The 13,400-nt window shown below is 64.3% G+C and carries 11 protein-coding genes; 2 read left to right on the top strand and 9 right to left on the bottom strand.

The window, feature by feature from the left end:
- Positions 1 to 6 precede the first annotated feature (6 nt).
- The 4 genes from HV766_RS11330 to rpsO all read right to left on the bottom strand — a co-directional run bounded on the left by HV766_RS11330 (position 7) and on the right by rpsO (position 4,710).
- Positions 7 to 1,224, bottom strand: coding sequence for a threonine ammonia-lyase (locus HV766_RS11330; RefSeq protein ID WP_054450181.1), 1,218 nt, complete (start codon positions 1,222 to 1,224; stop codon positions 7 to 9).
- Positions 1,225 to 1,237: 13 nt separating this feature from the next.
- Positions 1,238 to 1,900: a hypothetical protein gene (locus HV766_RS11325; protein ID WP_370127071.1), complete on the bottom strand. Its 663-nt coding sequence runs from the start codon at positions 1,898 to 1,900 to the stop codon at positions 1,238 to 1,240.
- Between the two features lie 287 nt (positions 1,901 to 2,187).
- A complete protein-coding gene (gene pnp, locus HV766_RS11320) occupies positions 2,188 to 4,350 on the bottom strand; it encodes a polyribonucleotide nucleotidyltransferase (protein ID WP_054450179.1) in 2,163 nt (720 codons plus the stop codon).
- A 90-nt stretch (positions 4,351 to 4,440) separates the two neighbouring features.
- Positions 4,441 to 4,710, bottom strand: coding sequence for a 30S ribosomal protein S15 (rpsO, locus tag HV766_RS11315; protein WP_006223612.1), 270 nt, complete (start codon positions 4,708 to 4,710; stop codon positions 4,441 to 4,443).
- Between the two features lie 312 nt (positions 4,711 to 5,022).
- Between rpsO and HV766_RS11310 the strand changes: the two genes are divergently transcribed.
- Positions 5,023 to 5,541, top strand: coding sequence for a hypothetical protein (locus HV766_RS11310; protein ID WP_054450177.1), 519 nt, complete (start codon positions 5,023 to 5,025; stop codon positions 5,539 to 5,541).
- Positions 5,542 to 5,607: 66 nt separating this feature from the next.
- Here HV766_RS11310 and pssA read toward each other — a convergent pair whose 3' ends face one another.
- From pssA to HV766_RS11290, 4 genes are all read right to left on the bottom strand, one after another.
- Positions 5,608 to 6,381: a CDP-diacylglycerol--serine O-phosphatidyltransferase gene (gene pssA / locus HV766_RS11305; protein ID WP_054450175.1), complete on the bottom strand. Its 774-nt coding sequence runs from the start codon at positions 6,379 to 6,381 to the stop codon at positions 5,608 to 5,610.
- Positions 6,382 to 6,559: 178 nt separating this feature from the next.
- Entirely contained in the window at positions 6,560 to 7,576 is a 1,017-nt protein-coding gene (ilvC, locus tag HV766_RS11300; RefSeq protein WP_013391929.1) for a ketol-acid reductoisomerase, read from the bottom strand.
- A 76-nt stretch (positions 7,577 to 7,652) separates the two neighbouring features.
- Positions 7,653 to 8,144, bottom strand: coding sequence for an acetolactate synthase small subunit (ilvN, locus tag HV766_RS11295; protein ID WP_054450173.1), 492 nt, complete (start codon positions 8,142 to 8,144; stop codon positions 7,653 to 7,655).
- A gap of 11 nt (positions 8,145 to 8,155) precedes the next feature.
- Positions 8,156 to 9,925, bottom strand: a complete 1,770-nt coding sequence (locus HV766_RS11290) for an acetolactate synthase 3 catalytic subunit (RefSeq protein ID WP_255423500.1) — start codon at positions 9,923 to 9,925, stop codon at positions 8,156 to 8,158.
- Between the two features lie 418 nt (positions 9,926 to 10,343).
- Between HV766_RS11290 and HV766_RS11285 the strand changes: the two genes are divergently transcribed.
- Positions 10,344 to 12,566 (top strand): FUSC family protein, encoded by a 2,223-nt coding sequence (locus tag HV766_RS11285; protein WP_175181161.1) that lies wholly within the window; start codon positions 10,344 to 10,346, stop codon positions 12,564 to 12,566.
- 58 nt (positions 12,567 to 12,624) lie between these two features.
- On the opposite strand, the gene yaaA is transcribed toward HV766_RS11285, so the two are convergent.
- Positions 12,625 to 13,395: a peroxide stress protein YaaA gene (yaaA, locus tag HV766_RS11280; RefSeq protein WP_054450168.1), complete on the bottom strand. Its 771-nt coding sequence runs from the start codon at positions 13,393 to 13,395 to the stop codon at positions 12,625 to 12,627.
- Positions 13,396 to 13,400: the final 5 nt, after the last annotated feature.

Genomic DNA, 13,400 nt, shown 5'->3' with positions numbered 1-13,400 from the left:
GCGTGTTCAGTGGTCGTGGTTGCTGGCGGCAAAGCCCGCCGCGTTCAGTATGTCGATCACTTCCTGGATGTGCTCGTGGCCGCGCGTCTGCAGCACGAAATCCACCTCGACATTGCGCACCGGCAATGACGTGAACGCACGCTGGTGGTGCACTTCGGTGATGTTGGCCTGCGCGTCGGCGATGAGCTTGGTGGCGTGTGCCAGCGCGCCCGGCAGATCGCGCAGGTCCACGCGGATGCGCGCCAGGCGGCCGGCGCGCACCATGCCGCGCTCGATCAGTTCGCCCAGCATCAGCGGGTCGATGTTGCCGCCCGTCAGCACCAGGCCGATGCGCTTGCCCTTGTAGCGGTCGCTGCCCTCTTCCTGCGCGCGCAGCAGCGCGGCCAGGCCGGCGGCGCCCGCGCCTTCGACCACCGATTTCTCGATCTCCAGCAGCACCACGATGGCGTGCTCGATATCGCTTTCGCTGACCAGCTCCAGTCGATCGACCAGCTGGGTGACGATGGGCTGGGTCAGCGCGCCCGGCGACTTCACCGCGATGCCTTCGGCGATGGTGTAGGCGCCCTGCGGCATGGACACGCCCTTGACGGCGGCGTACATGGACGGAAAGCGCTCGGTCTGCACGCCGATGATCTCGATGCCGGGCTTGAGCGCCTTGGCCGCGGTGGCAATGCCGGAGATCAGGCCGCCGCCGCCGATGGCGACGACCAGGGTGTCCAGCTGCGGCTGGTCTTCCAGCATCTCCAGCGCCACCGTGCCCTGCCCCGATATGACCGCCTCGTCATCGTACGGGTGGATCATGATCAGGCCGCGCTCCTGCGCCAACTCGTAGCCGCGCGCCTTGGCATCGTCGAAGGTGTCGCCGGCCAGCACCACCTCGGCGCCGAAGCGGCGCGTGTTGGCGATCTTGACGGTGGGGGTGAACCGCGGCATCACGATCACGGCCGGCACGCCCATGCGCTGGGCATGGTAGGCCACGCCCTGCGCGTGGTTGCCGGCGGACACGGCGATCACGCCCTTGGCGCGTTCTGCTTCCGACAGCGTCAGCATGCGGTTGAGCGCGCCGCGCTCCTTGAACGAAGCCGTGAACTGCAGGTTCTCGAACTTCAGCCAGATCTCCGCGCCGAAGATGTCGGACAGCGTGCGGGACAGGGTAAACGGGGTCTTCAGCACCTGGCCGCGCAGGTTCTCGCGGGCGGTCTGAATGGAGGCAATATCGATCACGATGGAAATCCTGTTAGCGCACCGGCAGGAAATTGAACAGCAGCAGGCCCTGCGCGTAGTTGATCCCGATGCGCCGCGTGTTCTCGCCCAGCAGGTTCGCGATCAGATCCAGGCGGCCGATGATGGCGCCGAATTCGCGTTCAAAGCTGAGGTTGGTGGCGTTCTGGGACATTTCGTTGGCCAGCAGCAAGGGTTCGCCCTGGGTATTGCGGCGCGACGCCAGCAGCCAGGCGGCTGCCTCGACGTTCCGTGCGGCATTGTAGACCCGCTGCCCGTCCAGCGCGTCGGTGGCGTACAGGCGGGTTTTGCCGTTGTGGGCGGCGATGATGGTGTCGGCCAGGCCGTAAATGAAAGCGCCGACCCGGTCGCCCGAATAGTTGGGGTCCAGGGACACGGCCAGGATCTGGATGTCGCGCAGTCCCGCCAGGTCCTTGGGCGGGATGCGGACTTCGATGGAATGCTTGACCAGCGACACCGCCTTGGCCAGGTCGGGCGCGCCGGACTTGCGCCATTCGCGCGGATTGCGGCGGTAGAGCTTGTCCAGCAGGACATACAGGCTGGCCAGGTTGTCGCGCACCTCCAGCGTGACGGTGCGGTTGAAGTCGGTCTGGCCGAACTGGTCGGCGGACATGTCTTCGCTCTTGGGACCGCCCTTGCCCGGCGCAGGGCTGCTCATGCAGCCGCTCAGCAACGCCGCAAGCAGCGCCGCGGCACTGGCGGATCTGGCCCACGCCGTCATGCCTTGCCCATCCGTTTCCCCCTTCTTTGCCACGTTGCGCAGGCCATCCTCCGTGGTCGGGGGGCCTCGCTCTCGCGCAAGACTTTACAGGAAGGTAAGCGCAGTTGGGAGATGTCCGGGGTCTGAAGAAGCAAGAAGATGAATCATGCCGGCCACAAGCGTGCGCGCCGGCCCATGAAAAACGGCGCCCGCAGGCGCCGTTTCATGCTACCGGTCAAGCAGGCTTATTCAGCTTGCGGTTCCGATTGCGGGGCAGCTTCGGGAGCCGCAGCGGCTTGCTGCTGCTCGATGCCGCCAATCGCCTTGATGGACAGGCGCAGGCGGCCCTTGTCGTCGGCCTCGATGACCTTGACGCGGACTTGCTGGCCGACCTTCAGCACATCGTTGATGTTGGCGATGCGGTAGTTGGCGATTTCCGAGATGTGCAGCAGGCCGTCACGGCCCGGCAGCACTTGCACGATGGCGCCGAAATCCAGCAGGCGCAGCACGGCGCCTTCGTAGATCTGGCCCACTTCGACGTCGGCGGTCAGTTCGACGATGCGGCGCTGGGCTTCCTTGGCCTGCGCTTCGTCGACGCTGGCGATCACGATCGTGCCGTCGTCCGAGATGTCGATCTGCGTGCCGGTTTCTTCGGTCAGCGCGCGGATGGTGGCGCCGCCCTTGCCGATCACGTCGCGGATCTTCTCGGGGTTGATCTTGATGGTCAGCATGCGCGGAGCGAAAGCCGACAGCTCGCCGCGCGAACCGTCCAGCGCTTCCTTCATCTTGCCCAGGATGTGCAGGCGGCCTTCGCGGGCCTGAGCCAGCGCCACTTGCATGATTTCCTTGGTGATGCCCTGGATCTTGATGTCCATCTGCAGTGCGGTGACGCCGTTCTCGGTGCCCGCAACCTTGAAGTCCATGTCGCCCAGGTGATCTTCGTCGCCCAGGATGTCCGTCAGCACGGCGAACTTGCCGCCGTCCAGGATCAGGCCCATGGCCACGCCGGCCACGTGATCCTTGACCGGCACGCCGGCGTCCATCATGGCCAGCGAGCCGCCGCAGACCGAAGCCATCGACGACGAGCCGTTGGACTCGGTGATTTCCGACACGATGCGGATGGTGTACTGGAAGTCTTCCGGAGCCGGCAGCAGCGGGATCAGCGCGCGCTTGGCCAGGCGGCCGTGGCCGATTTCGCGACGCTTGGGCACACCGATGCGGCCCGTTTCGCCGGTGGCGAACGGAGGCATGTTGTAGTGCAGCATGAAGCGGTCGCGGTATTCGCCCATGAGCGCGTCGATGATCTGCTCGTCCTGCTTGGTGCCCAGCGTGGCCACGACCAGCGCCTGGGTTTCACCGCGGGTGAACAGCGCGCTGCCGTGTGCGCGGGGCAGCACGCCCAGACGCACGCTGATGGGGCGCACGGTGCGGGTATCGCGGCCGTCGATGCGCGGCTCGCCGTTCAGGATCTGGCCGCGCACGATGGCGGATTCCAGCGAGAACATGATGTTGTCGACAGCGACGGCGTCCGGCAGCGCTTCGCCCTTTTCGGCGGCGGCGGCGGCCAGCTTGGCCGACACGTCAGCCGACACTTCGCGCAGCTTGGTCGTACGGGCCTGCTTTTCGCGGATCTGGTAGGCGGCGTTCAGGCCTTCCTGGGCAGCTGCAGTGACCGCGGCGATCAGGGCTTCGTCCTTGGCGGGCGCTTGCCAGTCCCAATCGGGCTTGCCGGCGTCCTTCACCAGTTCATGAATGGCGTTGATGACGGCCTGCATTTGCTGGTGGCCGTAGACCACGCCGCCCAGCATGATTTCTTCGGACAGCTGGTCGGCTTCGGATTCCACCATCAGCACGGCGTTTTCGGTACCGGCGACGACCAGGTCCAGCTTGGACGACTTCAGCTGCGAGGCGGTCGGGTTGATGGCGTACTGGCCATCGATGTAACCCACGCGCGCGGCGCCGATGGGGCCGTTGAACGGGATGCCCGAGATGGCCAGCGCGGCCGAGGCGCCGATCATGGCGGGAATGTCGGGATCGATTTCAGGATTGACCGACAGCGTGTGGATGACCACCTGGACTTCGTTGTAGAAGTCTTCGGGGAACAGCGGACGCAGGGGACGGTCGATCAGGCGCGAGGTCAGCGTTTCCTTCTCGGAGGGCTTGCCTTCGCGCTTGAAGAAGCCACCCGGGATGCGGCCGGCGGCGTAGGTCTTCTCGATGTAGTCAACGGTCAGCGGGAAAAACGTTTGACCCGGCTTGGCCTTCTTGGAAGCCACGACGGTGGCCAGGACGACGGTGTCCTCGATCGACACCACAACGGCGCCGGAGGCCTGGCGAGCGATCTCGCCAGTTTCCAGGACGACCGTGTGCTGGCCGTACTGGAACGATTTTGTCACTTTGTTGAACATGACGATTATTCCTTACAAATGAAAAACCGTGGCCGTCGCGACATACGTCGCACCGACCACGGTTGCGTCATGGGGAGCCAGCCCCGTCGATCACTTGCGCAGACCGAGTTTTTCGATCAGTGCGCGGTACGAATCGGGATTGCGGCCCTTGAGATAGTCGAGCAGCTTGCGGCGACGGCTGACCATACGGAGCAGACCGCGGCGCGAGTGATGGTCCTTCATGTGTTCTTTGAAGTGACCGGTCAGTTCGTTGATGCGAGCGGTGAGCAGAGCCACCTGAACTTCGGGGGAGCCGGTATCGCCTTGAGCGCGTTGGAATTGCGCGACGATATCGGATTTCTTGATGTCAGCTACAGACATTTATGACCTCTTCGGACATGCGACAGGGCCGAGGCGCCCTGACGTGGTTTGGAAAAAATTTGCGCGAACCTGGCGGAATTCGCTTTCTCACTGCTGCCATTGATGACTCAAACAGAAGCCTGGAATCCGGGTGTTGGACGCGGTGTTTCGACACCGGGGCCTGGCACCTGGACCAGCTCTGCGGCCAGCGCAAAGGATGTTGCAAGATCAATACACTTGATAAAGCTCGATGATTATAGCCGATTCGCTAGAATTACCCCAATGAGGGCCGCCTGCCCCGCCGCAGGCCGCGATGCCACGTAAGGAGAAGATATGTCTAAATATTACAGAAGCGCGCGCCTGGCACTGGCTGCCGCCGCGTTGGCCGGCCTGGCCGCCTGCGCAAACATGGCCCAGATTCCTCCCGGCACGCCCTACGCCGACGTGCAAGCCCAGTTCGGCCGGCCCAACTTCGAATGCCCGCAAGCCAATGGCGGGCGGCGCGTGATCTGGACCCAGCAGCCCATGGGCCAGTACGCCTGGGGCACCAACGTCGGCGCCGACGGACGCGTGGGCCAGGTGGTGCCGCTGCTGACGGACGAACACTTCAAGGTGCTGAGCGAAGGCGTATGGGGTCCCGACCGCGTGCGCTGCGAATTCGGCCCGCCCGCCAAGATCGAGGAAGCCGGCCTGGGAGAAAAGCGCGAGGTGGTCTGGTCGTACCGCTACAAGGAAAACGGCGTCTGGAACTCGCTGATGTATGTCTACATGAGCCGCGACGGCAGCAAGCTGACGCACTTCCATCCCGGCCCGGACCCCATGTACGACGACGACAGGTTCATGTGGCGCTGATTCCCCCGCCTCTCTAAAAAACAAAACCCGCCATCAGGCGGGTTTTGTTTTCAAGGCGTTCACCAATCAGGACGATTGGTTGCGGCGTTCCTGCGTCAGGCGGCGCGCGCGGTTCCAGCGCCAGGCCCACATGATCCAGCCCGACAGGCCATACAGCACGAACAGGCCGAACAACACGACCGGAGGATCGCTGGACACGAACACGAACACGGCCACCACCAGCAGGATGCCCCAGAACGGCACGCTGCGGCCCAGGGCGAAGCTCTTGCCGCTGAAGAACGGCGCATTCGACACCATGGAAATGCCCGCGTACATGGTCAGCGTGAACGCCGCCCAGGCCATCAGGCTGTCATGGATGGGCAGCTTGTTGTCCACGGCCAGCCAGACGAAACCCGCCACCAGCGCGCCGGCAGCCGGGCTGGGCAAGCCCTGGAAGTAGCGCTTGTCGACCACGGCGATGTTGGTGTTGAAACGCGCCAGGCGCAGCGCGGCGCCGGCGACATAGACGAACGCGGCCAGCCAGCCCCAGCGGCCCAGGTCGTTCAGGATCCATTCGTACATGACCAGCGCGGGCGCAACGCCGAAGGAGGTCATGTCGGACAGCGAGTCGTACTGCTCGCCGAAGGCGGACTGGGTGTTGGTCAGGCGGGCAACCCGGCCATCCATGCCGTCCAGCACCATGGCCGCGAAAATGGCGATGGCGGCCACTTCGAAGCGGTCGTTCATGGCCTGCACGACGGCGTAGAACCCCGCGAACAGTGCCGCGGTGGTGAACGCGTTGGGCAGCAGGTAGATGCTGCGGTGGCGGTTCTCGGAATCGCGCATGGAAAAATTGGGCATGGTCTCAATAACTTACAACGAACATTGAAAGGTTAACCCATCTGGCCCCGCTTGCGGGGCGGAGCAAGCCGCGTGCCTGGCCAATCGAGGGGAAGCCTGCAAAAAAAAGCGGCATGCCCTCGCAGGCATGCCGCTTCGACCCTGATTGCGCGGGGCAGGCCCCGCGCAATGGCATGGATCAGTTCTTGGACTTGTCCACCAGCTTGTTGGCGGCGATCCAGGGCATCATGGCGCGCAGCTTGCCGCCCACTTGCTCGATCTGCGATTCCGCGTTGATGCGGCGGCGCGAGGTCAGCGTCGGAGCGCCGGCGGTGTTTTCCAGGATGAACTTCTTGGCGTATTCGCCGGTCTGGATGTCCGTCAGGCACTGGCGCATGGCCTTGCGGGTTTCGTCGGTGACGATCTTCGGGCCGGTTTCGTACTCGCCGAACTCGGCGTTGTTCGAGATCGAGTAGTTCATGTTGGCGATGCCGCCTTCATAGATCAGGTCGACGATCAGCTTCAGTTCGTGCAGGCATTCGAAGTACGCCATTTCGGGCGCGTAGCCGGCTTCCACCAGCGTGTCGAAACCGGCCTTGATCAGTTCGACGGTACCGCCGCACAGCACGGCCTGTTCGCCGAACAGGTCGGTTTCGGTTTCTTCGCGGAAGTTGGTTTCGATGATGCCGGCACGGCCGCCGCCGTTGGCACTGGCGTACGACAGGGCCACGTCACGCGCGGCGCCCGACTTGTCCTGGTACACGGCCACCAGATGGGGCACGCCGCCGCCTTGCTTGTAGGTGTTGCGCACGGTGTGGCCCGGGGCCTTCGGGGCGATCATGATGACGTCGATGTCTTCACGCGGCACGACCTGGCCGTAGTGCACGTTGAAGCCGTGGGCGAACGCCAGGGCGGCGCCGGGCTTGATGTTGGCGTGCACTTCCTTGTTGTAGACCGAGGCGATGTTCTCGTCGGGCAGCAGCATCATGACGATGTCGGCGGACTTGACCGCGTCGGCAACTTCCTTGACTTCCAGGCCGGCGTTGGCGGCCTTGTTCCACGAGGCGCCGCCCTTGCGCAGGCCGACCACGACCTTCACGCCGGACTCATGCAGGTTCTGCGCGTGCGCGTGGCCTTGCGAGCCGTAGCCGATGATGGCAACAGTCTTGCCCTTGACCAGGGAGAGATCGCAGTCTTTGTCGTAGAAAACTTTCATGGTTGTGCTCCAGATTCCAGTATTTTGGATATTTGTTTAATTCAGATGTAGGGTGCGGCTTGGCCTGGAAGGCCGGTCAAATCTTCAAAATCCGTTCACCGCGTCCGATGCCGGACACGCCGGTGCGCACGGTTTCAAGGATTGCACTGCGGTCCAGGGCCTCCAGGAAGGCCTGTACTTTTTCCTGCACCCCGGTCAATTCGATGGTGTAGGACTTGTCGGTCACGTCGATGATGCGGCCGCGGAAGATATCCGCCATGCGCTTCATTTCCTCGCGCTCCTTGCCGACCGCGCGCACCTTCACGAGCATCAGCTCGCGCTCGATGTGCGCGCCTTCGGTCAGGTCGACCACCTTGACCACATCCACCAGGCGGTTCAGGTGCTTGGTGATCTGCTCGATGATTTCATCGGAACCGGTGGTCACGATGGTCATGCGCGACAGCGTGGAGTCCTCGGTGGGCGCCACGGTCAAGGTCTCGATGTTGTAGCCCCGCGCGGAAAACAGGCCCACCACGCGCGACAGCGCGCCGGGTTCGTTTTCGAGGAGGACGGAAATCACGTGCTTCATGGGTGGCCTCCTTACAGGTCTTCAGAGCCGAGCAGCATTTCGGTCAGCCCGCGGCCGGCCTTGACCATCGGCCACACGTTTTCGGTGCGGTCGGTGATGAAGTCCAGGAAAACCAGGCGATCCTTGTGCTTCTTGAACGCTTCGCGCAGCGCCGGCTCGACGTCCGCCGGTCGTTCGATGCGCAGACCCACGTGGCCATAGGCCTCGGCCACCTTGACGAAATCGGGCAGCGAATCCATGTAGGACTCGGAATAGCGCGAACCGTAGTCGATCTGCTGCCACTGCCGGACCATGCCCAGGAAGCGGTTGTTCAGGCAGATGATCTTCGGCGTCAGGCGGTACTGGTGGCAGGTCGACAGTTCCTGGATGTTCATCTGGATCGACCCTTCGCCCGTGATGACGGCGACGTCGTGCCCAGGATTGGCCATCTGCACGCCCATGGCGTACGGCAGGCCCACGCCCATGGTGCCCAGGCCGCCGGAGTTGATCCAGCGGCGCGGCTTGTCGAACTTGTAGTACTGCGCGGCCCACATCTGGTGCTGGCCCACGTCGGAAGTCACGAAGGCGTCGCCGCCAGTCACTTCCCAGAGCTTTTCCACCACGAACTGCGGCTTGATGACCTCGTCCGAGTTGGCGAACTTCAGGCATTCCTTGCCGCGCCAGGACTCGACCTGCTCCCACCACTTGGCGATCGGAGCGGGCTTGTGCTCGGCCGCGGCGATGTCGTACTGCGCGCTGAGGTCGGCCAGCACGTCCTTGACGTTACCGACGATCGGGACGTCCACGCGCACGCGCTTGGAGATCGACGAGGGATCGATATCGATATGGATGATCTTGCGGGCGTTCTGGGCGAAGTGCTTGGGGTTGCCGATCACGCGGTCGTCGAAACGGGCGCCGATGGCCAGCAGCACGTCGCAGTGCTGCATCGCCATATTGGCCTCGTACGTGCCGTGCATGCCGGGCATGCCGACGAACTGGCCGCTGCTGGCCGGGTAGCCGCCCAGACCCATCAGGGTGCTGGTGCAGGGCGCGCCCAGTTGCGACACGAGCTTGTTCAGCTCGGGCGCGGCGTTCGACAGGATGACCCCGCCGCCCGTGTAGATCATGGGCCGCTCGGCGGCCAGCAGCATCTGCACGGCTTTCTTGATCTGCCCCTGGTGGCCCTTGTTGACGGGCGCATAGGAGCGCATCGAGATCTCGCCCTTGGGCGGCGTGTACTTGCACTGCGCGATGGTGATGTCCTTGGGGATATCCACCAGCACCGGGCCGGGACGGCCGGTGCGCGCGATGTAGAACGCGCGGCGCATGGTTTCGGCCAGGTCCTTGACGTCGCGCACAAGGAAGTTGTGCTTGACGCAGGGACGCGTAATGCCGACGGTGTCGCATTCCTGGAAGGCGTCCTCGCCAATGGCCGCAGTGGGCACCTGCCCGCTGATGATGACCATGGGGATGGAATCCATGTAGGCGGTGGCGATGCCGGTGACGGCATTGGTCACGCCCGGTCCGCTGGTCACGAGGCAGACGCCGACCTTTTGCGACGAGCGCGAATAGGCATCGGCGGCGTGCACGGCGGCCTGCTCGTGACGAACCAGGATATGCTGGAATTTGTCTTGCTTGAAAATCGCGTCGTAGATGTAAAGCACCGCGCCGCCGGGGTAGCCGAAAACGTGTTCCACGCCTTCATCGGCCAGGCAGCGCACGACGATATCGGCGCCATTCAGTTCCATGTTGTCATTCCTTTCAGTACCGGCCCTGCAACCCTGACTGCTGCTCGCCCGGATACGGCGGCAACTGAACCCATACCGGTCCCGACAACATGATCCGGCGCTTTGCGGCTCACGGAGCCACGCCACCCGGACACCTTGCCGACCCGGCACACGCTCGACAGAACGCAGTGCAAACGCCCCTGGGGGACGCTGGAGGTCGAAATGGAAGCCTTGGCAACACACGCTTGTGGCGCGGCCAACGGCAGGTGTAACTGCTGCGGGATGGCTGGGAGGTGACCCTGGCAATCCGCCTCAACGCACCGGTTTCGGATAGGCAGACCGATGCAAGTGGAGCAATTTACCGCGTTGCGTCAAAGGTAGCAAATCGACTTTTCTTCGACCGTTGCTTGGAAGGTTCGGTAACTATCCGACCCCAAAAATTTAGGCAGTCTCTCTATACTTGTTTCGTCATCCGAAACCGAGCCGCCGCCTCATGGATTTGCGCATTGCCAGCATCCGCCGCTTCCTCTACAGCCACTACTTCTTCGGAGGGGTGCGCCAGGGGGTGGGGATGCTGTTGCCCGTGCTGGTGCTGGGCGGCCTGTTCGGCAACTACACCACGGGTCTGGTTGCAACGTTCGGGGCGCAATGCCTGGCCATCATCGACCAGCCGGGCGGGCCGCAGCGCCACCGCACCAACGAGATGCTGGGCGGCGCCGCGCTGGGCACGCTGACGGTCATCATCACAGGGCTGGCGTCATCGCACCCCGTGCTGATCTGGCTGGCGGTCATCGTGCAGTGCTTCGTCTATTCGATGTTCACGGTGTTCGGCAAACGCGGCGGGCTGATCGGCTTTGCCGGCCTGTTGCTGATGACCCTGACCATGCATTCGCCGCTGGCGCCCCATGAGGTGCTGGCGCACGCCACGGCCACGCTGGGCGGGGCGCTGTTCTACGTCGCATTCAGCCTGGGGGTCTCGCGCCTGTTCTGGCTGCGCGAGGAGCAGCAGGCCATGTCGGTGGCGCTCTTCGCCACCGCCGACTACGTGGCGGCGCGCGCCACCTTCTACGATGAAACCGCCGATCTGGACGACGCCTACCGCGAGCTGATCCAGCGCCAATCCGTCATGACGGAAAAGCACCAGGCGGCGCGCGACATGGTGCTGCGCGCCCTGCCCCGCGGCAAAGGGCTGGGCGACCGCCAGCGCGTGATGATCTGGAACATGTTCGTCGATATGCTGCAGCTGCTGGATACGCTGGTGGCCACGCATACCGACTACGCGGCGCTGCGCCGCGCGCTGGCCGGCAGCGACTGCCTGATGTTCATGCGCGATGCGCTGGTGAAGATGTCGCTGGAGCTCAACCGCATCGCGCTGGACGTGTCGCGCGGGCGCAAGGTGCAGTACCGCAGCAGCGCCAAGGCCGAACTGCGCGCCATCGAATACGAGATCGAACAGCTCAAGCAGCAGGGCCTGGGCGAGCGCGAGCCCGAGATGCTGGCGCTGATCGTCCAGGTGCTGCGCCGGCTGCGCAATTCGGCGCGCATCGTCGACCGCCTGGCCGACCACACCGCGGCTTCGCCCGACGCCAAGCCCACCGACGTGCTGCGCATCAACAAGTCGCTGACGCGCTTCATTTCGCGGCAGGAATTCCGCGTGGGGCTCCTGACCAGCAACCTGCGCCTGGATTCGCCGCACTTCCGCTATGCGCTGCGCGTCACCGCGGCCGCGGCCATCGCCATGACGCTGGCCAGCCAATGGCTTTCGCCAGCGTTTTCCGCGCACAACTACTGGATCATGCTGACCATCGTCATCATCATGAAGCCGGGTTTCGCGCTGACCCGCCAGCGCAATAGCTGGCGCCTGACGGGCACGCTGATCGGCTGCATCCTGGCCCTGCTGCTGTTCAACCTGACCGACCGGCCCGAACTGCTGTTCGCCGCGCTGCTGGGCGCCTGCATCATGGGCAACAGCCTGGTGCAGCTGAACTACATGGCCAGCGCCACCTTCAACACGCTGTTCGTGGTGCTGGTGTTCCACTTCGTGTCGCCGGGCACGGTGTCCATGTCGGTGATCGGCGAACGCGCCATCGACACGTTGATCGGCTGCGCGCTGGCGCTGATCTGCAGCTACATCCTGCCCTGGTGGGAGGCCCGCTACCTGAAACCGCTGGCGGCCGCGGCCACGCGCGCCAACCGCGAATACCTGATCGCCGGCCTGCGCTACGTCGAGGCCATGCAGGCCCACGGCGCGCCCGTGGGCGCCGCCGCCGGCGAGACTCCGGCGGTCACGGACGCCGACCTGGCCTGGCGGCTGGCGCGCAAGAACGTGCACATCTCCTTCAGCAATTTCGCCGAGGCTTTCTACCGGATGATGAGCGAGCCCACGTCGCATCAGGTAAGCGTGCCGGAGCTGAACAACCTGCTGATCCAGAACCACATCCTGGCTTCGCAGATCACAGCGGCCATCCCCATTCTGGCCAGCCTGCCGGCTACGCCCGAAGCGGTACAGCGGGCGCTGACCGGCATGGTGGATCTGTTGGATGAGAACCGCGCACAGGCGCCGGCCGGCCTGCCGACCCAGTTCGACACGGAAGGCGAACAGGCGGCGCTGGTCTATCCGGTCAAGCAGATGCTGAAGGCGGCGCACATGATCCGCCAGGAACTGCACGCGCTGGCCGATCCCACGCACGCGCCGCCGGTGGCGGCGGCAGCATGACCGGCGTGGATGGCTCTGACGGGAATGGGGAGTCCCGGGCGCAAGGCCCGGGACCGGATCAGACCTTGCGGCGGAACACCAGCTTGTCTTCCGACGAGGCAGAGGCGTCGAACTTGTAGCCTTCCAGGTCGAAGCCTTGCAGGCCTTCGGGCTTGGACACTTTGTGCAGGATCGCGTAGCGCGCCATCAGGCCGCGCGCGCGCTTGGCGTGGAAGCTGATGACCTTCCAGGCGCCGTTCTTCCAGTCCTGGAATACGCATTGCACGACGCGCGCCTTCAGCGTCTTCAGGTCGACCGACTTGAAGTATTCCTCGGACGCCAGGTTGACGATCACGGGCGCCTTCTGGCCGGCCTGCCGTTCGTTGAGATAGTCAGCGATGGCCGGGCCCCAGTACTCGTACAGGTTCTTGCCCTTGGGCGTGGCCAGGCGCGTGCCCATTTCCAGGCGGTAGGGCTGCATCAGGTCCAGCGGGCGCAGCACGCCATACAGGCCGCTCAGGATGGCCACGTGCTCTTGCGCCCAGTCCAGCTGCTTGGCCGACAGGGTCGCGGCCTCCAGCCCTTCGTAGACGTCGCCGTTGAAGGCCAGCACCGCCTGGCGCGAGTTGGCCTGCGTGAAGCTGCGCTTCCAGTGGGCATAGCGCTGCACGTTGAGTTCGGACAGCGCCGGGCTCAAGCTCATGAGCTCGGAGATGTCCTCGGCCGACTTGGTCTTCAGCACCTTGATGAGGCCGGCGGCCTGGTCCACGAACAGCGGCTGGGTATGCGTCTCGATGTGCAGCGGCGAGTCGTAATCCAGCTTCTTGGCGGGAGAAAGCAAAAACAGCATTCGGG

The organism is Achromobacter aegrifaciens (assembly GCF_902859735.1).
Taxonomy (GTDB): Bacteria; Pseudomonadota; Gammaproteobacteria; order Burkholderiales; family Burkholderiaceae_B; genus Achromobacter; species Achromobacter aegrifaciens.
Note: the sequence above shows the minus strand (reverse complement) of the source record. Positions and strands in the feature narration are given on the sequence as shown.